Below are 20,674 nucleotides of genomic sequence, written 5' to 3'. Positions count from 1 at the left end.
ATCTCGTTACCCGGTCGCTTCGACATGTCGATTCAAATGCCATCTGCGCGACCACCCGGATCGCGCATGCCTTGTGATTCTTCTTCGATGATTTGTCGCCGCTGACGTGCCACACTCATCGCGCACGTCGACCTCTGTCAAGCCGAACCAAGATATTTGTATTTTTGTCCATCCGGAACCAATCATCCGTTTGCAGCGGGAACCCTCGCCATGCCGCTTTTGCGCACTTCATTGCTCAGCGCTGAGCCCTCCGGTGTATTGGAGTCTCTCGACGAGCTCTTTGCGCTAGCGCATGCAATGGAGCAGGAGGCCGCCGACAAGTACGATTCTCTTGCCAAAGAGATGCGCGTGCAGGGCAAGGATGATCTGGCAGAGGTGTTCACACATCTCGCCGCCGCCGAGCGCGAGCACGTGGACAGTGTGACGCAGTGGTCGCAATCGCGCCGCGGCAAACGCCCGGATCCCGCTATGGTGCGCTGGGAGGCGCCGGAAGCGCTCGCCCCGGACGCTGCCGCCGAGGTGAAGACGTCACGGTTGATGACGCCGTACCGCGCGCTCGCCATCGCAGTGCGCAACGAGGAGCGCGCCTTCGCCTTCTGGTCCTATCTGGCGGCCTACTCGCATGACCCCGAGGTCAAGAAGGCGTCCGAGGCGATGGCCAAGGAGGAACTCGGCCATGTCGCCACGCTGCGGAAGGAGCGGCGGCGCGCTTATCATCGGGAGCACGAACGGAGCAATCCCGAGACGGCGTTGCCTCAAATCGACGCGCCGCGGCTCGAACGTCGCCTGGTTGCGCAACTCGGCGATATGGAACAACGCCTGAGCGGGCCGGCGGCGGTCCGGATCCGGGACCTTCGCCAACAGACGCTCGAGATGGCCGACGCCGCCGCGGGGGTCGGGAGCTTTCCGGCGTCGATGGAACGCGAAGGCCCATTGGAGATCGCCGAAGCGCTCGTCGACGGCTACCTCGATGGCGCCGAGCGGTCGAACGACGCGGCCCATCTCGAAAGCCTGCAGCAGCTTGCCGAGCGCGCGATCTCGAGACTGGCCTGGCTGCGATCCCTTGCGATGGATTAGAGGCAGCCCGCCGTTCACGGCGGGTTTGGCTGCGCCGTTTAGGCGGCGGCGTTCTGGCCCAAATTCCACCCGCGTCCACCTTCGCCGAAAATCTGGTAGCCGCTATCCGTCACGGCAACCGTATCCTCGAGCTTGATGAAGCCGCGCTTTGGATGCTTCATCGTGGTCTCGATTGAGATCACCATGCCCGCTTCGAGAGGGCGGCGGGCGTCGCTGTCGTCATAGGGAACCGGACCCGTTGCGGTCAGGCGAGGGGCCTCGTGGCTGACGAGGCCCATGCCGTGGGCGAGGAAATCCGTGCAGCCGCGTTGGGTGATCTGCGCAAGCTGGCGCTCCGCCGCAACATAGATGTCGCCGCCCATCGCGCCCGGCCTGACCGCAGCAAAGGCGGCTTGCTGGACCGCCTCGATCTCGGCCAGATAGTCCTTCAACTCGGCATCCGGCTCGCCCAGAACCGCCATGCGCGCGACGTCGCCGATATAGCCGCGATAATTGCCACCGGAATCCAGCGACAACACCTCGCCATGCTCCCAGCGCTGCGATGACGGGGCCCGATTATGGCTGCTGCCGCAGGCAAGCAGGCAATACTCGAAGGTCAGGCCGCGGTTGGCTTCCGCAAGGCGCAACGCATCCGACAATTGCTGTTTGGTCGTACCCCGACCGTGACCACGGATCACTGCCAACATGGATGCAACGACGAGCTCGGACGCCGTCTTCAACTTCGCCAATTCCTCCGCCGATTTGACTGCTCGCAGCCGCTCCAGCACCAACACCGCGTCCTTGAGCGCGGCGCCGGGCAGGGCGTCGGCCAGCACCTTTCCTGCATCCATCGGCATGAACGGCATCTCGACCCCGACCCGCTTCGAGGGCACGCCCGCCTGACGGATCAGCTCTGCGGCGCGCTGGACGGCGTCCATTGAGCCATTCGATTCGGTCCGGACCAGCGGCACCCAGAGCGGCGCGACGGCGCGCTGGTGGGTTTCCAGCCGGTGCCCGACATAGATCGACTTCTCCGGAGCGCCCTTGGCATAGACCAGCACCGGCAGATAGCGGCTGACGCCCAAGGCATCCATGTAGTCGAAGAAGATCGCCCGTTCGGCTCCCAGCAAGTATTGCACGTTGTGCTTGGAAGTCGCGATCATAACGTCGAGGCCAGCCGCCTCCATGAGACGGTCGAGCTTGGCGGTGTCGAACGGAATGGCGCGCGAGCCGGCACGAGCAACAGTTTCCTGCATGACGGACCCTCCGGGTCGCCGCTGATCTGATCTTTCTTGGACTCCTGTCCGCGACCTCCGAGTTAACCGCCAGATGGTCGGTTGGCTCCAGATGTGGGCTGGAAGGAGGGTTCCTAATGGCTCAAGCAGCCGGCCGGCCGATCCACCTCACGCCCAATCCGTAATTCGCATAAGGTATATTATGGAATATATTTATCTACAATCAGATCAGTTATTTAGACGCTATTCCTGCCATTACGCCTTCACTGCCGCCGGCTTTCGGTCCGGGTCTCGAAGCCTGGTCCCGGTCTTCGGCGGCTACTGTGCATGGGGTTGTTTTTCAGATTTTGAATCGGCTCGATCTCTGCGAAGCCGATATTGCCGTGACCTTGGCCGGCTGCAATAAGCAGGACCTCGCGAGATCGCAGATGACCTTCTGGCCTTCCGTCCGTATAGGTTTGCGTCTCAGAACAACAACAAACCTTCCGAGGAAGCAGACTCATGAGTTTTTCCCGACGCACGCTTCTCAAGGCCTCCGCCGCGACCGCGGTCCTCGGCGGCCTCAGTGCGCCCCATGTGGCCCGCGCCCAGAGCGCCGAGTTCACCTACAAATACGCCAATAACCTGCCCGACACCCATCCGCTGAACGTCCGCGCCAAGGAGATGGCCGCGGCGATCAAGAGCGAGACCAACGGCAAGTTCGACCTCCAGATCTTCCCGAACAACCAGCTCGGCTCGGATACCGACATGCTGAGCCAGATCCGCTCCGGCGGCGTCGAGTTCTTCACGCTGTCGGGCCTGATTCTGTCGACCCTGGTGCCGGCCGCGTCCATCAACGGCATCGGCTTCGCGTTCCCGGACTACGATACGGTCTGGAAGGCCATGGACGGCGACCTCGGCGGCTTCGTCCGCGGCGAGATCAAGAAGGCCGGCCTCGAGGTCATGGACAAGATCTGGGACAACGGCTTCCGCCAGACCACGTCGTCGACCAAGCCGATCACCGGTCCTGACGACCTCAAGGGCTTCAAGATCCGCGTGCCGGTGTCGCCGCTGTGGACCTCGATGTTCAAGGCGTTCGACGCTGCGCCCGCCTCGATCAATTTCAGCGAGGTCTATTCGGCGCTGCAGACCAAGATCGTCGAAGGCCAGGAGAACCCGCTGGCGATCATCTCGACCGCCAAGCTCTACGAGGTGCAGAAGTACTGCTCGCTGACCAACCACATGTGGGACGGCTTCTGGTTCCTGGCCAACCGCAGAGCCTGGGAAAAGCTGCCGCAGGACGTGCGCACGATCGTCGCCAAGAACATCAACGCCGCCGCGGTCAACGAGCGCGCCGATACCGCCAAGCTCAATGCCAACCTGCAGCAGGAACTCGCGACCAAGGGCCTGACCTTCAATCAGCCGGCGGTGGCGCCTTTCCGCGACAAGCTGCGGTCCGCCGGCTTCTATGCCGAGTGGAAGGGCAAGTATGGCGATCAGGCCTGGGATCTCCTGGAAAAGGCCGTCGGCAAGCTGTCGTAACGCGTTGGGGCCATCATGGCTCGTGTCGAGGTCGAGATGACCGCAGTGGCGGGCGAGGCGGCGTTTCAGCCCCCTCGCCGACCATCGTTGCTGGCTTCGCTCGAGCGCCTGCTCGGTCTCGTCGTCGAAATCCCGGCCGCGATCCTGGTCGTCGCCGAGATCGTGATCCTGTTTGCCGGCGTGGTCGCGCGCTACGGCCTGCACCGGCCGCTGATCTGGTCGGACGAGCTCGCCTCGATCCTGTTCCTGTGGCTCGCCATGCTGGGTGCGGCGGTTGCGTTCCGCCGCTCCGAGCACATGCGCATGACCGCGGTCGTCGCCAGCGCGCGGCCGGCCATGCGGGCCTATCTGGATCTGGTCGCGACCTCAGCGGCCTTGGCGTTCCTGCTCCTGATCGTCTGGCCGGCCTGCGACTACGCCTATGAGGAAAGCTACATCACGACGCCGGCGCTCCAGATCTCCAATATGTGGCGCGCCGCCGCGCTGCCGGCCGGCATTGGCTTGATGGCGGCCTTTGCCATGCTGCGGCTGCTGCGCGCGGCCGATTGGCGGATGGTCGCGGCGGCCGTCGCCACCGTTGCCGCCATAATCGGCCTGTTCTGGCTGGCGGAGCCGCTCCTGCGACAGCTCGGCAATCTCAACCTCGTCATCTTCTTCGTCGGAGTTGCCGGCTTTTGCGTCTTTGCCGGTGTTCCCATTGCGTTCGGCTTTGGCCTGGCGATCTTTGGCTATCTCGCGCTCGCCACGCGCACGCCGGTCATGGTGCTGGTCGGGCGGATGGACGAGGGCATGAGCCACCTCATCCTGCTCTCGGTGCCGCTGTTCGTCTTCCTGGGGCTGCTGATCGAGATGACCGGCATGGCGCGGGCCATGGTGGCGTTCCTGGCGAGCCTGCTCGGCCATATCAGGGGCGGCCTGCACTATGTGCTGGTCGGCGCCATGTACCTGGTCTCGGGCATATCAGGCGCCAAGGCCGCCGACATGGCCGCCGTTGCGCCCGTGCTGTTTCCCGAGATGAAAGAGCGCGGCGCCAAGCCCGGCGATCTCGTCGCGCTGCTGGCGGCGACCGGCGCCCAGACCGAGACCATTCCGCCGAGCCTCGTGCTGATCACGATCGGCTCGGTCACCGGCGTGTCGATCGCCGCCCTCTTCACCGGCGGCCTCCTGCCCGGCGTCGTGCTCGCCATCACGCTCTGCATGCTGGTGTGGTGGCGCTACCGCCACGAGGACATGAGCCACGTCCGCCGCGCCACGGGTGGCGAGATCGGCAGAACCTTCGTCGTCGCCCTGCCCGCGCTCGCACTGCCCTTCGTGATCCGCTATGCCGTGGTCGAGGGCATCGCCACGGCCACCGAAGTCTCCACCATCGGCATTGTCTATGGCGCCCTCGTCGGGCTGCTCGTCTACCGCCGGTTCGACTGGCGACGGCTGTTTCCGATGCTGATCGAGACGGCGTCGCTGTCAGGTGCGATCCTGCTGATCATCGGCACCGCCACGGGCATGGCCTGGGGCCTGACCCAGTCAGGCTTCTCGCGCTCCCTGGCGGCGGCCATGACCGGGTTGCCCGGGGGAGCTGCGACCTTCATCGCCGTCTCGATCCTGGCCTTCACCATCCTCGGCAGCGTGCTGGAAGGCATTCCGGCGATCGTGCTGTTCGGACCGCTGCTGTTTCCGATCGCCCGGGCTGTCGGCGTGCACGAGGTGCACTACGCCATGGTGATCATCCTCGCCATGGGCATCGGACTATTCGCGCCGCCCTTCGGCGTCGGCTATTATGCCGCCTGCGCCATCGGACGCGTCGACCCGGCCGAGGGTATCCGGCCGATCTGGGGCTATCTGGCGGCGCTGCTGGCGGGATTGATCATCGTCGCGATCTTCCCCTGGATCTCGATCGGATTCCTTTGAGGCGCGGCGGTTTAAGGAGGGTGTCGATGAGCGAGCGGCAGAACCAGTACGATATCGGCCTCGACAAGACGCCCGCCAATTACGTGCCGCTGAGCCCGCTGAGCTTCCTCGCGCGCAGCGCCGCCGTCTATCCCGATCATGTCAGCACGGTCTATGAGGGCCGCAGCTTCACCTGGGCTGAGACCTATGAGCGCTGCCGGCGCTTTGCGTCCTGGCTCGCGCGCAAGGGCATCGGCGTCGGCGACACCGTCGCTGCGATGCTGCCGAACATCCCGGCGATGAACGAGGCGCATTTCGCCGTGCCCATGACCGGCGCCGTGCTCAACGCGCTGAACATCCGTCTCGATGCGCCGTCGATCGCGTTTCAGCTCGACCATGGCGGCGCGAAGATCATCCTGGTCGACCCCGAGTTCTCGCGTGTCATCACCGACGCGCTGGCGCAGATGACGGGCCCCAAGCCGCTCGTGGTCGACGTCGACGACGCATCGTTCAAGGGCGGCAGCCGCATCGGCGAGATCGAATATGAAGCGGCCGTCGCCGAAGGCGATCCGAACTTCGCGGCGATCACGCCAAACGACGAATGGGACGCGATCGCGCTGAGCTACACCTCGGGCACGACGGGCAATCCCAAGGGCGTCGTCACCCATCATCGCGGCGCCTATCTGAACGCCGTCAGCAACATCCTCGCCGGTGGTCTCGGCCAGCATCCGGTCTATCTCTGGACGCTGCCGATGTTCCATTGCAACGGCTGGTGCTTCCCGTGGACCATCGCGGCCGCCGCCGGCATCAATGTTTGCCTGCGCAAGGTCGAGCCAACGAAGATTTTCGAGCTGATCAAGCAGCACGGCGTCACCCACATGTGCGGCGCGCCGATCGTCTACAACACGCTGATCAACGCACCCGATGCGCCCAAAGGCAGCGCGGCCCGCCGCGTCGTCGGGCTGATCGCCGGCGCCGCGCCGCCGGTCGCCGTGCTGGAAGGCGCCGAAAGCATCGGCATCAAGCTCACGCATGTCTACGGCCTGACCGAAGTCTACGGCCCCGCCTCCGTCTGCGCCGAGCAGCCCGGCTGGGACGAGCTCCCCGCGGCCGAGCGCGCGCGCATGAAGCGCCGGCAGGGCGTGCCCTACCCGCTCGAGGAAAGCGTCACCGTCATCAATCCGCAGACCATGAGGCAAGTGCCGCGCGACGGCGAGACCATCGGCGAGGTCATGTTCCGCGGCAACATCGTGATGAAGGGCTATCTCAAGAACGAGAAGGCGACCAGGGAAGCGTTCGAGGGCGGCTGGTTTCACACCGGCGATCTCGGTGTGCTCGACGAGCACGGCTACGTCATCATCAAGGATCGGTCCAAGGACATCATCATCTCCGGCGGCGAGAACATCTCCTCCGTCGAGGTCGAGGACATTCTCTACAAGCACCCGGCCGTGCTGTTCGCCGCCGTGGTCGCAAAGCCCGATCCGAAATGGGGCGAAGTGCCCTGCGCCTTCGTCGAGCTGAAGGACGGCGCCAGCGCCAGCGAAGCCGACATCATCGCCTTCTGCCGCTCGCACATGAGCGGCTTCAAGACGCCCAAGGCCGTCGTGTTCGGACCGATCCCGAAGACCTCGACCGGCAAAATCCAGAAATTCCTACTCCGCAACGAGGTCGGATCGGCGAAGGCGATCTCGGCCTGAGCTGATTGCTCCCTACGCATTGGAGAGCTTTTACCCGTCCAAATTGCTTGATAAAGCCGGTCAAGCAGGGCACTTTCCGGTCGGAATCGCCGATATCAACCCGGCGGACCATCCCGCTCAGCCTTCCCGCGTGAAGGCAAGCTTCTCACCGGGACACTATGGCTGCGACGCCCGCCGACAAGCTCAAGCTTTTTCGCATCCGCCGCGCGCCCAAAGGCGGGCGCAAGGCGGCGCCTGGCCCCGACATCGAAGGAAAAATCCTCGACGCGGCGGAATTCGTCTTTGGGCATTTTGGCTTCCGGGGAGCCACGACGGCACTGATTGCCAAGAAGGCCTCGATCGCAAAGCCGCACATCTACTACTATTTCGAAGATAAGGAAGATCTGTATCGCGCGGTGCTCGAACGCGCAATGAACATGTGGGCACGAGACATCGACAGTCTCGACATGACTTCCGACGTCGAGACCATCCTAGTTCGCTACATTCACAGAAAGATCGATTTCTCGCGAGACCACCCTCATTTGTCGCGCATCTATGCCAACGAGATCATCAGCGGCGCGCAATTCATCGGCAGCTTTATCGAGAAGGTCTCGACCCCGTTGCTGCTCGACAAAGTCAAGACGCTGGACCATTGGGCCGCGACTGGGGCCATCCGCCCGATCAGCGCCGTTGATCTTTTCTTCTGCATCTGGGCGATGACCCAGGCCTATGCTGATTTTTCGAGCCAGATGATCATCATGAAGCGCAAGAGACAGCTCGAGGAAGCTGACTACGACGCGGCGAAGGCGACAATCGTCCAGCTCGTCCTCAGCGGACTCGGCCTTCAGGGTTACGACAGGTCGGCGGACCGGGCGCCCCCCGCAAAGCGGTCGAACATCAAGCGCGGCACCTAACTTCTTGTTTGGACGCCCATTTTTGGGCGCGAAACGGCTTCATCTGGTCCCGGGCCTGCTTCATATCTGGCACGGGCGATCAGCTTATTCCTTGTTCAGCCCTTGGTTGTGGCACAAAAGTCTCACCAGTAAGATCATCACTCGTCAAATCGCAAATTCGTGTTTGTAAAAGAATTTTATCGATCGTAAAATTATTTTATCGATCGTTATAACGATGGCATGTCGCTTGCTTCGATCCGATCGTCCCGCGTGGTGCGGGACATCAACGGCGGGGCCGCGGTTTCCAACGCACGCGTTGTTCCTGCGCGCCAACAACATTCGAGGTAGAGGACATGTCATCCAAGAGCGGCGACGTTCCCACGCTGATCATCACCGGTGCCCATCCGAAGCTCTATAACCATGACCTTGCGCCGACAGCACCGGAGGGACGGACCTGGGGTATATTTAGCCTGTTTGCGATGTGGATGTCGGACGTCCACTCAGTCGGCGGCTACACATTCGCAGCAAGCCTGTTTTTTCTCGGCTTGACCGGATGGCAAGTTCTCATCTCGATGACGGTGGGCATCACGGCAGTCTATTTCCTGATGAACCTCATCGGTCGCCCATCCCAGCGCTACGGCATCCCCTTCCCGGTCATGGCGCGCGTGTCGTTCGGGGTGATGGGAGCCAATCTTGCCGCCACGGTGCGCGGCGTGGTCGGCATCGTCTGGTACGGTGTCCAGACCTACTTCGCCTCTAAGGCGGTTCAGGTCCTGATCGTCACCTTGGTGCCCTCCGCCGCCGATCTGACACACAACAGCATAATTGGCCTGTCCACGCTCGCCTGGTTCAGCTTTCTCTTCATGTGGCTGTTCCAGCTCGTCATCTTCCTGAGTGGCATGGAGCGCATCCGCCGCTTTATCGACTTCTGCGGGCCGGTGGTTTACGTCGTTATGTTCGCCCTCGCGATTTGGATGCTGTGGCAGACCGGCTTTTCGAGCCTGTCGCTTCAGCTCAGCTCGCCGCCGGCTTCCAACGCGGCAACGATCGGAGTGATGGCCAATGCCGCGATGCTGATCGTCGCCTACTTCTCGGCGCTCCTGCTCAACTTCGGCGACTTCGCCCGGTTCGCCAAGGACGAGGACGCCATGAGGATGGGGAATCTGCTCGGCCTACCCGTCAATTTCCTGGTGTTTTCGATTATCACGGTGATCGTGACGGCCGGCACGCTGAAGGTGTTCGGGGAGGCGATCATGGATCCCGTCCTGATCGTCGAGAAGATCGGCAGCCCGATTATCGTCATCGTCGGCTCGATCACGTTCATCGTGGCAACCATGGGCATCAACATCGTCGCCAACTTCGTCTCGCCGGCCTACGACATCTCAAACCTAAATCCCGAGCGTATAGATTTCAGGATGGGCGGCCTTATCACGTCGATCCTGTCGGTGCTGGTCTGCCCCTGGCTATTCGTCGCGAGCCCCTCGGCCATCACGCTGTTCGTCAGCATCTTCGGCTCGACGCTCGGACCGATGTTCGGCATCATGATCGCCGACTACTATCTCGTCAAAAAGCAGATCGTGACGGTCGAGGACCTCTACACGATGTCATCAACCGGCGCGTTCAACTACGAAGGGGGCTGGAATCACAGAGCGCTGATCGCTCTGGGACTATCGGGCACGCTATCCATCGGATTGTCCCTGCTCGGCGCCTATGGACTTATCTTCAATGTCGGTGACTGGGGATGGCTCATCGGCGCCAGCGTCGGCGGATTGATCTACTGGGCCCTCTCAAAGGAGAAAAGGCCAGTCTCCGTCATTGTCGGAGCCGGCGAATGACATCCGGAGTTGCGGGTCGACCGCCATATTGGCAGCACGCCCGCAACATTCTGGGCATGCGCGTTCGGTCGAATGCGCATGCAAGCTCGATGCGACGTCACAGTGATCGTTGGAGATGTCGCTACCGGTTACCAGCCCCCTCTCCACTCTTGCCTGAGTGTAGGTCTACGATCGCTTCCTCCAGAATGGTGGCAACCTCCAGCAGCGAGATCACCAGGCGCGGCATCCGCCTGAGCCTCTCGTCGACCGCGACGGCGAACAAATCATTCCGCTTCCGGCTGCCGAGCAATCGCCACCGGCCAAAGGTGATCTTGTGGACGTTACCGGAGACAAATCCGACGGACGCCCACAATTGCTTCGATTCCAGCAAGAGCTCGCCAGCCATGCGATCCATCACGGCGGCGATCGCGATCAGATCCTCGATCGCGCCAGCAAGACCGCGTGCAGAGCTTCCCGGGCCGTCTTCATGGGAACGCTGCTCGCTCGACGCCCTGGGCGAGGGGGCCGCTCGCAATTCGGTGAGTTTTTCCACAAGCGCAGCGAAGCGAGAGCGGGCGGCGCGGACGAGATCTTCCAGTAAAGCAAGATTGGCCTGCGCCGACTCCGACATGACCTGCGGTTTGATCGTCGTGAAATACATCAAATGCTCCGTGAAAGTTGAAGTATTGCCAAAATCTAGGGTCACCCGAGCGGTGGCGCTTGAACATTCTCAGCCACGATTGATCAAAACGAGCCTGCAAGGAAATCACGCGGGGCATCAAAACCGAACGCAGACCGGGCCGATCGCTTTCGGCCGATCATGGGGAGCAAATCATGGCCGGTGACGGCCTTTTCGGCGATCGGCTTGCGAGGCTATTTCCAATGATCCAGGAGGCGAGCTCCGGCGTCGTCAAGTCGCTACAGAAAGGAACGTTCGCCGCAGTGCGAATGGCGTATTCCGGACCGGTCGGAGATCCAACGTTGCCGTCACCTCCGGACGAGGCCTTCGCGCTTTGCCTTCGGCTGCGGAATCAGAGAGCCGAGACGTGGCTGGACGGTCGTCACGTGCCAAAGGGCGCCTTGAAGGACGAGACGAGCATCTACGATCTGCGATGTGAAACGATCGTTCACTTCTATGAGCCGTTCGATTTTCTCTATCTGTACCTGCCGCACAACGCCCTAAGCGAGCTGGCAAACGAACTTGGTGTTGGTCGCGTTGAATATGACGTCGTCGGGGGTACGAACTCCCTCGATCCCATCCTGGCTCATTTGGGCGGTTGCCTTCTGCCGATGCTCGAAAGACCACATGAGGCCAATGAGCTGTTCGTGGGCCACGTCGCGATGGCGCTAAACATTCATTTCCTCAGGAAATACGCAGTCAGCCAACCTCGCAATCGCTCTTACCGCAGTGGGTTGGCGCCATGGCAGCTTCGGACGGCAAAGGCATTGATGCGTCAGAATCTCAATGGGGAAATTGCATTGGCACGGATCGCCAGCGAATGTGGCGTGTCAGCCGCCCACTTCGCTCGCGCTTTCAGAGTAAGCACGGGTACGCCGCCCCATCGGTGGCTGATGAGTCAACGTATCGAGCAAAGCAAGGCTCTGCTGATAAACTCAACATCGTCGCTGACGGAAATTGCGATCAAATGCGGCTTCTCCGATCAAAGTCACTTCACCAGAGTATTCTCGGCGGCTGTTGGCACCACACCGGGTCGCTGGCGATTGATCCGGAAGGACTAGCTAGGGTCCATACTCATCAACTCAGCATATACCTTTATTGAGCGCACGCGATCTCTTATGGTGTGTCAGGCGATCGAGCAACGCGGTCGTCTTCTTCACTGGCATCGTTGGGCAAGCGGCGCGGGCTACGCCCGTTGAGGGGTAGAGTGTTCGGCGAGCCTCAGCTCGGTCTCACGAGTGTTTCACACGTTTTGCGGATGCGGTCACACCTGTCCGGACTGCCGGTCGTGCCGTCGATTAAAATGACAGCGATCAGCCGGCCGCCTGCGGTCGCCACGTGTGTTGCGGCATCCGCCAAAAAACGGCCGCGCTCCATCCGCTTGGCATAGAGCGACATCGGTGGTTACCAAGCGTCAGATCTCCGTTGCTTCATAGGCGCGAAGCTCTGGCACGACATCATCCGGGATTTCCCGTAGAAAGCTCTGACCATCTTGTAGCCGGGAATGGCTGGGAAGAACCCGTTGCCGACCTTGAGACTTCGACTGATCGATCTACTCAGTAGGCCCCTCGCCTCCGGCGGAAAGGTACAAGCCAATCATCCGGACAAGTTCGTTTTTGACGTCCGGGTCTTCGAGCATGCCGCGGCGCGCCGCGTTATGGATCACTCCGTCGATGGCGTCCGAGATGATTAGCGAAACCGTATAATCGTTCGCATTTGTCTCTTGCGCCCGATATGTAGCGACAGCCGCCTGGTAGCAGGCGAGATATTCTGCCTCGAATGAACTGTGTGGATCCCTAAGGCCGTCAAAGCTCGGGGCTTCGTCGAGCAGTACTTCATGAAGTCCCGGGTGGATGCTGTGCGCTGCAATCATGTCGCCAACAAGAGCCTCCACGAACTGCATCACCGGCCGCCCCTCCTTCTGAGATCTCCGCATCACGGCAAGGCAGTCATCAAGGTGGCGACGACGAATGCCCTCGATTAGCGACAGCTTGTCGGGAAAATACTGATAAAGCGAGCCGATGCTTACCCCGGCTGCTTCTGCGACCTTGTTGGTTGTAAAACCGGCCCATCCTTCGTCGCCCAGAATACGAGCACCAGCTTCGATCATCGCCTCAACGGTCGCTCGGGACCGGGCCTGACGCGGCTCTTTCCGCATCACGGGCTGCGATTTTGCAATGCGAGTAGACATTATCCCTCCGCGCAGAATACAAGCAAATTACTCACATTCCATGGATTGGGAAAGGGATACGGACTATGAGCACGGCGCTTCGTACCGTGTATCGCTATCATGCATGGGCCAACAACGATCTATTCGGCAAGCTAGAGATGCTCGCCGGGGAGTCGCAAAAGGACGAAAGACACACCGCAATACGGCTGATCAATCACTACTATGTGGTGGCCCAGATATTTGCCGCTCATCTCAGTGGCACGAATCATCATTACGAGTCGGATAACACGGTCGAGACACCGACGTTGAGCGAGTTGCGCGCCGCTGTCGCAGCATCGGATCAATGGTACCTGGACTACGTTCAGAAGGTCTCCGCCGCGAAGCTTTCCGAATCTGTCCCGTTCACCTTCACCGACGGCGACAAGGGATACATGACGAGAGAAGAGATGCTGACTCACGTCGCACTCCATGGAGGATATCATCGCGGCGAGGTTGGCCGCATACTCTCCATCTTCTCCATAACGCCACCGTGGGATACATTCGCCGTGTTCCTCCATCAGAGTGAGCCATCGCGCAGGCAACAGGGCGACAAGCAGCCCATGCCAGCCATCCGGGCTGAGCGTGTTTGTGGACTTCATTTCCTCAAACCTTTTCGTGACCCGATAGAGAGTGACAAAGAGGTCGGAAATTCCGATCGGCACCTTCTACGGCCGTCTAGGTGACCATGAGATTGATGCGGGTGGGCTGAGCGTAAGCGCCCCGGCCTCCGGCGTGTTGTGCCGATTTCGAGGAAGCCGCCCCTCGTTTCCGAGATGATAGCGCCCCTGATTCCGAGATGATGTCGCTCCCCGGATACGGGACCGTGCTGGCTATCGTCGTTGTTGTTTCGTTCGTGGCTGTCGTCAAGCCTCTGGACGGCATTTGGCGCGGCGCATGCTGTATCTTCCGCCCGCACACCGGAAGGCGGCGGGCGGAAGGCCTCATCCTCACATCTTCTTGTAGGCGTCGACGATCGCCTGACCGTCGGCGCCGGCCTTCTTGAGCCAGTCGGCCGTGAGCTGCTCGCCGATCTTCTGGAAGCCGGCCTTCAACGCCGGGCTCGGCGGCTCGACATTCATGCCTTTTGCCTTGAGCTGGTCGAGGTACCAGGTGCTCTTGTCCTGCCAGGCCTTCCAGCCGCGGGTTTCCGCCGTTGCCGCCGCCTTGAGGATGGCCTCCTGGGTCGGCTTGTCGAGCGCGTCGAACGCGGCCTTGTTGACGAAGGTGTAGTCCTTGGGAATCCAGGCTTGAACGTCGTAGAAATATTTGAGCGACTCCCAGGCCTTCGAGTCGTAGCCGGTGCCGCCCGACGACATGAAGGAATTGACCACGCCGGTCGCCAGCGCCTGTGGCAGTTCGGCAGCCTGGATCGTGACAGACTGCGCACCGACCAGCTCGCCGATGCGCGCGGTCCCGACGTTATAGGCGCGCCATTTCAGGCCCTTCATGTCCTCGATCGTCGCGAGCGGCTTGTTGACATAGACGCCTTGCGGCGCCCACGGCACGACAAACAGCAGCTTGAGGCCCTGCGCATCGAGCTTCTTGACGATCGCAGGCTTGGAGGCTTGATACAGCTTCATCGCGTCCGGGAAGCTGGTCGCGAGGAACGGCACGACGTCGATGCCGAACATCGGATCCTCGTTCTCGTGGATCGAGAGCAGCACTTCGCCCATCTGCGCCTGACCGGTCACTACCGCGCGCTTGATGTCGGGTGCCTTGAACAGCGAGGCGCCCGGATGAACCGTGATCTGAAGCTTGCCGGAGGTGGCGGCCTCGACGTCCTTGGCGAACGCGACGAGATTCTCGGAATGGGGATTGTCGGCGGGATAGGCCGCCGGCAGATTCCATTTGGTCTGAGCCATAGCGGGTGTCGCGGCGAGCACGGCGCCGACGATCAAGGATGCGCGGATTATACGGGACATTATCGAGCTTCTCCTCACAGTCAATTTGAACACTTCGCACGCTCAGTCTGGGAAGGCGAGCTTGGGCAAGAACATCACGATCTGCGGATACTCCGTGATGATGAACACGGAAGCGAGCAATAGGACGAAAAACGGAAACGCTGCCCGCGCAACGGTGAACGTATCACGGCCGCTCATGTTCTGTAGCACGAAGAGATTGAATCCAACCGGCGGCGTGATCTGCGCCATTTCCACGTGAATGATGAGATAGACGCCGAACCAGACCAGGTCCAGGCCGGCCTGCTTGACCATGGGCAGCACGATGACCGCGGTCAGGACGATCATCGAGATGCCGTCGATCAGGCATCCCAGGATGATGTACATGATGCTGAGATAAAGCGCGAGCATCCCCGGTGTGAGCTGTTGCCCCTGCACCCAGGTGGCGAGCGCCGCCGGAATGCCGGTATAGGCCATCGCAGCGGTGGTGTAGGCGGCACCTGCCAGGATCAGCATGATCATGCAGGTCAGGCGCGTCGCGCTCATGATGCTCTCGAGGAAATTCTTGCGCGTGAGCGTACCGCTCCACCACGCCAGCAGCAGCGCGCCCGTGACGCCCCATGCGGCGCATTCCGTGGCGGTCGCGAAGCCCAGCACGAGTGAAAGAAACACGGCCAGGATCAGGAGCAGGCAGGGTGCGAGCTTCGCCGATTCTTGAAGCTTCTGCCGGAATGGCATCGGCGGATCGCGCGGCGGGACCTTCTTGGGATTGAGCAGCGACCAGATGATGATGTAGCCCGAATAGAGCACCATCACGAGCACGCCCGGCAGGAATCCGCCGAGGAACACCTGAAGCACGGAGACGTTCGCCGTGACCGCGTAGACCACCATCGGGATCGAGGGCGGAATCAGGAGGCCGAGCGTGCCCGCGCCTGCGAGCGATCCGAGACTGAGGTTCTTGTCGTAGCCGCGCTTGTCCAGCTCAGGCAGCGCGATTTTTCCGATCGTCGCGCAGGTCGCCGCCGAAGAGCCCGACACCGCCGCAAAGATGCCGCAGCCGATCACGTTGACATGGGTCAGGCGTCCCGGCAGCCACTGAACCCAGGGCGACAGCCCCCGGAACATCTCTTCCGACAATTTGGTGCGGAAGAGAATCTCCCCCATCCAGATGAACAGCGGCAGCGCGGCCAGGGTCCACGACGAGCTGGCGCTCCAGGTGGTGGTCGCAAGCACCGCGCCGAGCGGCAGGCTCGTGGTCAACGCCATCGCTACGAAGCCGACAAGTCCAAGCGAGACCGCGATCCACACGCCGCTTCCCAGCAGCAGGATCATGACGCCGAGCAGAACGAACGACAGCTCGATCATGCCGAGATTGGCCATGGTCAACCTCCGCCGCCCTGCGAGATGCGCTCGATGAATTCGTCCGGCGTCTCGTCCGGCGAGCCCTTCTCGTAGCTTGGGCGGCCGCCGCCGACGACATTGACCATTTCGTCGATGAGCGCGATCGATAGGATCGCAAGCCCGCCGGCGAAGCCGAGCTGGGGAATCCAGAGCGGAAGCGCGACGACGCCCTGCGCCACATCGTTGAAGCGCCAGGAATCGTAGGTCATCTGCACGGCAAAGCGGGTGAAATAGAGAATGAAGGCGGTGGCGATACCGAGCGCCACGATCTCAGCGACCTGCTTGGTCCGCCCGTGCAACCGTTCCAGCAGCAGGCCGACGCGGATCATCTCTCCGCGCTTGAAGGTATGCGCAAGGCCGAGGAAAGCCATCGCGGCCATGCACCACGACGCGAAATCATCGCCGGCGGGAATGTTGATCGCGAACTGGCGCCCGACCGACATGACCATCATGATGGCAAAGATCGCAACCAGGAAGACGCCGGCGGCGTAGCCTGCCCCGAGATAAAGAAGATCCAGCGCGCGCCGCACCAGTCCTCCAGCCGTTACGTCGTCCCCTGCCACGCAATCCCATCCTCACACGGAGGCGTTTCGGCGGGCCCGGCGATCGCATCTCGCGCATCGCCGATCCTGCCTCAATATCGCCCTTGGCCAATGCCCTGTCTTTCAGACGTTAGATCAACATGATGGAGCCGACGCAAGCAAGGACTATGCCTGCCGGCGGCGGAATTTCTACCGCAGGTTCAATGCGTCTCCAGCCGCAGCCCGTCGAAGGCGGGCACGACGCCCGCGGGCAGCGATTGCCGGATGACCTCGTAATCGACGTCGGCGGTCATGTTGGTGATGACGGCGCGCTTTGGCTTGAACCGCTCGATCCAGGACAGCGCGTCGTTGATGCTGAAATGGCTGACATGGTTGGTGTAGCGCAGGCCGTCGACGATCCAGAGGTCCAGATTCTTCAGTGCATCCCAGCTCTCGCGCGGGATGTCGTTGAGGTCGGGTGTGTAGGCGGCATCCCCGATGCGATAGCCGAGCGCGGGAATGTTGCCATGCTGGACCAGAAAGGCCGTCATCGTCACGGCGCCCCCCTTCCCCAGGATGGTCTGGCTCTCGCCGGCCTCGATCGAATGCCGCGTCAGGATCGGCGGATAGTCGCTGCCCTCCGGCGAGATGAAGCAATAGGAGAAGCGCGACAGGATGTCCTTGGCGGTCGACTGGTTGAAATAGGTCGGGATGCGGCGGCGCATGTGCATCACGACCGATCGCAGATCGTCCATGCCGTGGGTCTGGTCGGCGTGCTCATGCGTCAGGAACACCGCGTCGATGTGATCGACATTGGTCGAGAGCAATTGCTCGCGCAGGTCCGGCGAAGTGTCGATCAGGATGCGCGTGGTGCCGTGCTCGGATATCCGTTCGACCAGCAGCGAGCAGCGGCGGCGGCGGTTCTTGGGATTGTCGGGATCGCAGGCGCCCCAGCCGAGCGCCGGGCGCGGCACGCCGGCGGAGGAGCCGCAGCCCAGGATCGTCAATGTCAGCGTCATGCGGCTTCCAGTCTCAAGCCTTCACCTTCGAGAACAAGCGGAAGAAGTTTTCGCTGGTCTGGCGCGCGATCTCGTCGATCGACACCCCGCGCGTCTCGGCCAGCACTCTTGCGACCTCCACCACATAGGCCGGTTCGTTGCGTTTGCCGCGGAACTTGCCTGGCGCAAGATAGGGCGAGTCGGTTTCGACCAGGATACGATCGGACGGCAGTTCGGCCGCGAGCGCGCGTAGGGCTTCCGACTTTTTGAAAGTCAGGATGCCCGTGAAACCGATATAGAGCCCGAGCGATACCGCCTTCAATGCCAGCTCGCGCCCGCCCGTGTAGCAATGCAGCACGGCGCGAAACGATCCGTTGGCCGCCTCGTCTTCCAGGATGCGGGCGCAGTCCTCGTCGGCTTCGCGGGTGTGGATCACCAGCGGCAGGCCGGTGGCGCGGGCCGCGGCGATGTGGGCGCGAAAGCCCCTCGCCTGGGCCTCCGGCGAGCCGTTGTCGTAGAAATAGTCGAGCCCGGCCTCGCCGAGCGCGACGACTTTGGGATGCTCCGTCAACGCAACCAGCTCGTCCGGCGCGATGCCGTCCTCCTCATCCGCGTGGTGCGGATGGGTGCCGACCGAGCAATAGACGTCGTCGTAGCGTTCGGCGATAGCGAGAAGCTGATGCAGCTTCCGAACCCGGGTCGAAATCGTGACCATGCGCCCGACCCCGGCCGCCCGTGCCCGCGACACGATCCCGTCGAGATCTTCCGCAAAGTCGGGAAAATCCAGATGGCAGTGGCTGTCGACCAGCATCGGCGAATGCCTCTAGGCCGCCGGCTCGATGTAGCGCGGAAACGCCGGCATCGGAGCCGGCAGCGTCGAGCCCGGCGCGATCCGCTTGGCACCGCCGAGCATGGCGAAGCTGCGCTCTCCCTCGGGGATACCGAGGCTGTCGAGCAGCTTGCTGGAAGCGGCCGGCATCGCCGGCTGAGCCAGGATCGCGATCTGGCGCACGACCTCGGCGGTGACATAGAGCACCGTCTTCTGCCGGGCCGGATCGGTCTTGGCGAGCGCCCACGGCGCCTCGCCGGCGAAATAGCGGTTGGCCTCCGCGACCACGGCCCAGACGGCGTTGAGCCATTGGTGGATCTGCTGCGTCGCCATGGCTTCGCGGGACGCGGCCACCATGCCGTCGGCCATCGCCAGGATCGCCTTGTCGTTGTCGCTGAACTCGGCGGGCTCGGGCAGCACGCCGCCTAGCTGCTTGGCGATCATCGACAGCGAGCGCTGCGCCAAATTGCCGAGATCGTTGGCAAGGTCGGCGTTGATGCGCGCGACGATGGCCTCGTGATTGTAGTTGCCGTCCTGTCCGAACGGCACCTCGCGCAGGAAGAAATAGCGCATCTGGTCGACGCCGTACTGGTCGGCGAGGTTGAAGGGATCGACGACGTTGCCGACCGACTTCGACATCTTCTCGCCCCTGTTGAACAGGAAGCCGTGGGCATAGACCCGCTTCGGCAGCGGGATTCCGGCCGACAACAGAAACGCCGGCCAGTACACCGCGTGGAAACGGATGATGTCCTTGCCGATGATGTGCACGTCGGCCGGCCAGTAGCGCCAGTTCTTGTCGCTCTCGTCGGGGAAGCCGACGCCGGTGATGTAGTTGGTCAGCGCGTCGACCCAGACATACATCACGTGCTCTTCGTCGCCGGGCACCTTCACGCCCCAGTCGAACGTCGTGCGTGAGATCGAGAGGTCGCGCAGGCCGCCCTTGACGAAGCTGACCACCTCGTTCTTGCGGGAATCCGGCCCGATGAAATCGGGATGATCCGCATACAGCTTGAGCAGCTTGTCCTGGTACGCCGACAGGCGGAAGAAGTAGCTCTTCTCCTCGACCCATTCGACCGGCGAGCCCTGCGGTCCGAGCCGCACGCCGTCGTCGTTCAGGCGCGTCTCGTCCTCGGCGTAATAGGCCTCGTCGCGCACCGAGTACCAGCCGGCATAGGTGTCGGCATAGATGTCGCCGTTCGCCTCCATGCGCCGCCAGATCTCCTGGCTGGAGCGATGATGCTGCTCCTCGGTGGTGCGGATGAAGCGGTCGAACGATACGTTCAGGCGCTCGTCCATCTCCTTGAAGCGGCCGGCATTTCGGGCGGCGAGCGCGGAGACGGACATGTTCTCGCCGGCCGCCGTCTGGACCATCTTCTGGCCGTGCTCGTCAGTCCCGGTCAGGAAGAACACGTCCTTGCCGTCGAGCCGCGCAAAACGCGCCAGCACGTCGGTCGCGATCGCCTCATAGGCGTGACCGATATGGGGGCTGCCATTGGGATAGGCGATGGCGGTCGTGATGTAGAAGACGTTATCGCGCGCGGGAGCGGCAACGGGCGCGGCAGCCTTTGGTGCAGCTGCGGGCGCTGCGGGTTGCGGAGTTGCGGCGGGCTTCGGCGCGCGCGGCGCCTTCGGCTTGGCAGCTTTCGGCGGCGCCACGACGGGAGCTGGCGCCGCGATCGCCGCAGGCGGAATTACCCTGGGCTTCTCGGATACCTTCTTCGCCGGAGCCTTGGTTGGTTTCTTGGCTGGCGTCGTGGCTGCCGTCTTCGTCGCCTTCTTCACCGCCTTCTTGGCGGCGACCTGCTTCTTCGCAGCCTTCTTGCCAGCCTTCTTCGACGTCTTCGCTGCGTTCTTCTTCACGCCCTTCTTGGCGGCAGCCTTCTTCGACTTCGCGGCCTTCTTGACGTTCTTGGAAGCCTTGCGCGCGCGGGCCTTTGTCGCTTTCTTCGCGGCAGTCTTGACGGCCTTCTTCGCAGCCTTCTTGCCGCTCTTGCGCTTGACGGTCTTCTTAGCTCGCGTTGCCACCACGAATTCCTTTACCGGCTTCTCGAAAATTTGGA

General features: G+C 62.2%; 18 protein-coding genes. 8 read left to right on the top strand and 10 right to left on the bottom strand.

The window, feature by feature from the left end; translation table 11 throughout:
- The first annotated feature begins 210 nt into the window (after positions 1 to 210).
- Positions 211 to 1,077, top strand: a complete 867-nt coding sequence (locus tag D6B98_RS14515; protein WP_126257669.1) for a ferritin-like domain-containing protein — start codon at positions 211 to 213, stop codon at positions 1,075 to 1,077.
- A gap of 38 nt (positions 1,078 to 1,115) precedes the next feature.
- On the opposite strand, the gene D6B98_RS14510 is transcribed toward D6B98_RS14515, so the two are convergent.
- Entirely contained in the window at positions 1,116 to 2,312 is a 1,197-nt protein-coding gene (locus D6B98_RS14510; protein WP_126257668.1) for a M24 family metallopeptidase, read from the bottom strand.
- Positions 2,313 to 2,792: 480 nt separating this feature from the next.
- Here D6B98_RS14510 and D6B98_RS14505 point away from each other — a divergent pair, with 480 nt between their 5' ends.
- From D6B98_RS14505 to D6B98_RS14485, 5 genes are all read left to right on the top strand, one after another.
- On the top strand, positions 2,793 to 3,812 hold the full coding sequence (locus tag D6B98_RS14505) for a TRAP transporter substrate-binding protein (protein ID WP_126257667.1): 1,020 nt from the start codon (positions 2,793 to 2,795) through the stop codon (positions 3,810 to 3,812).
- A gap of 15 nt (positions 3,813 to 3,827) precedes the next feature.
- Positions 3,828 to 5,717: a TRAP transporter large permease gene (locus tag D6B98_RS14500; protein ID WP_126257666.1), complete on the top strand. Its 1,890-nt coding sequence runs from the start codon at positions 3,828 to 3,830 to the stop codon at positions 5,715 to 5,717.
- 26 nt (positions 5,718 to 5,743) lie between these two features.
- Positions 5,744 to 7,393, top strand: coding sequence for an acyl-CoA synthetase (locus D6B98_RS14495; RefSeq protein WP_164718601.1), 1,650 nt, complete (start codon positions 5,744 to 5,746; stop codon positions 7,391 to 7,393).
- Positions 7,394 to 7,551: 158 nt separating this feature from the next.
- Positions 7,552 to 8,286 carry a TetR/AcrR family transcriptional regulator gene (locus D6B98_RS14490; protein WP_126257664.1) on the top strand — a complete coding sequence of 245 codons (735 nt, stop codon included), beginning with the start codon at positions 7,552 to 7,554 and terminating at the stop codon, positions 8,284 to 8,286.
- A gap of 332 nt (positions 8,287 to 8,618) precedes the next feature.
- A complete protein-coding gene (locus D6B98_RS14485) occupies positions 8,619 to 10,100 on the top strand; it encodes an NCS1 family nucleobase:cation symporter-1 (protein ID WP_126257663.1) in 1,482 nt (493 codons plus the stop codon).
- Between the two features lie 121 nt (positions 10,101 to 10,221).
- Here the strand turns inward: D6B98_RS14485 and D6B98_RS14480 are convergent, their stop codons facing one another.
- On the bottom strand, positions 10,222 to 10,740 hold the full coding sequence (locus tag D6B98_RS14480) for a hypothetical protein (protein WP_126257662.1): 519 nt from the start codon (positions 10,738 to 10,740) through the stop codon (positions 10,222 to 10,224).
- A 173-nt stretch (positions 10,741 to 10,913) separates the two neighbouring features.
- Here D6B98_RS14480 and D6B98_RS14475 point away from each other — a divergent pair, with 173 nt between their 5' ends.
- The gene (locus D6B98_RS14475; protein ID WP_126257661.1) at positions 10,914 to 11,819 is read left to right on the top strand and encodes a helix-turn-helix domain-containing protein; all 906 of its coding nucleotides are present in this window, start codon (positions 10,914 to 10,916) and stop codon (positions 11,817 to 11,819) included.
- Positions 11,820 to 11,979: 160 nt separating this feature from the next.
- Here the strand turns inward: D6B98_RS14475 and D6B98_RS39845 are convergent, their stop codons facing one another.
- Complete coding sequence (locus tag D6B98_RS39845) at positions 11,980 to 12,156, bottom strand: hypothetical protein (RefSeq protein WP_164718600.1); 177 nt, start codon at positions 12,154 to 12,156, stop codon at positions 11,980 to 11,982.
- A 154-nt stretch (positions 12,157 to 12,310) separates the two neighbouring features.
- On the bottom strand, positions 12,311 to 12,949 hold the full coding sequence (locus tag D6B98_RS14470) for a TetR/AcrR family transcriptional regulator (RefSeq protein ID WP_245481372.1): 639 nt from the start codon (positions 12,947 to 12,949) through the stop codon (positions 12,311 to 12,313).
- Between the two features lie 65 nt (positions 12,950 to 13,014).
- Between D6B98_RS14470 and D6B98_RS14465 the strand changes: the two genes are divergently transcribed.
- On the top strand, positions 13,015 to 13,650 hold the full coding sequence (locus tag D6B98_RS14465) for a DinB family protein (protein WP_126257660.1): 636 nt from the start codon (positions 13,015 to 13,017) through the stop codon (positions 13,648 to 13,650).
- A gap of 264 nt (positions 13,651 to 13,914) precedes the next feature.
- Here D6B98_RS14465 and D6B98_RS14460 read toward each other — a convergent pair whose 3' ends face one another.
- From D6B98_RS14460 to metG, 6 genes are all read right to left on the bottom strand, one after another.
- Entirely contained in the window at positions 13,915 to 14,892 is a 978-nt protein-coding gene (locus D6B98_RS14460) for a TRAP transporter substrate-binding protein (RefSeq protein WP_126257813.1), read from the bottom strand.
- Between the two features lie 39 nt (positions 14,893 to 14,931).
- Positions 14,932 to 16,245, bottom strand: coding sequence for a TRAP transporter large permease (locus D6B98_RS14455; RefSeq protein WP_126257659.1), 1,314 nt, complete (start codon positions 16,243 to 16,245; stop codon positions 14,932 to 14,934).
- Positions 16,246 to 16,247: 2 nt separating this feature from the next.
- Positions 16,248 to 16,829, bottom strand: a complete 582-nt coding sequence (locus D6B98_RS14450; RefSeq protein WP_126257658.1) for a TRAP transporter small permease — start codon at positions 16,827 to 16,829, stop codon at positions 16,248 to 16,250.
- 179 nt (positions 16,830 to 17,008) lie between these two features.
- Positions 17,009 to 17,806, bottom strand: a complete 798-nt coding sequence (locus tag D6B98_RS14445) for an MBL fold metallo-hydrolase (protein WP_126257657.1) — start codon at positions 17,804 to 17,806, stop codon at positions 17,009 to 17,011.
- 13 nt (positions 17,807 to 17,819) lie between these two features.
- The gene (locus D6B98_RS14440; RefSeq protein WP_126257656.1) at positions 17,820 to 18,596 is read right to left on the bottom strand and encodes a TatD family hydrolase; all 777 of its coding nucleotides are present in this window, start codon (positions 18,594 to 18,596) and stop codon (positions 17,820 to 17,822) included.
- A gap of 12 nt (positions 18,597 to 18,608) precedes the next feature.
- Positions 18,609 to 20,639 (bottom strand): methionine--tRNA ligase, encoded by a 2,031-nt coding sequence (metG, locus tag D6B98_RS14435; protein ID WP_126257655.1) that lies wholly within the window; start codon positions 20,637 to 20,639, stop codon positions 18,609 to 18,611.
- Between the last annotated feature and the right edge of the window lie 35 nt (positions 20,640 to 20,674).

The organism is Bradyrhizobium sp. LVM 105 (assembly GCF_003957705.1).
GTDB classification, from domain to species: domain Bacteria; phylum Pseudomonadota; class Alphaproteobacteria; order Rhizobiales; family Xanthobacteraceae; genus Bradyrhizobium; species Bradyrhizobium frederickii.
This window is presented reverse-complemented; position numbering and strand designations above follow the sequence as displayed.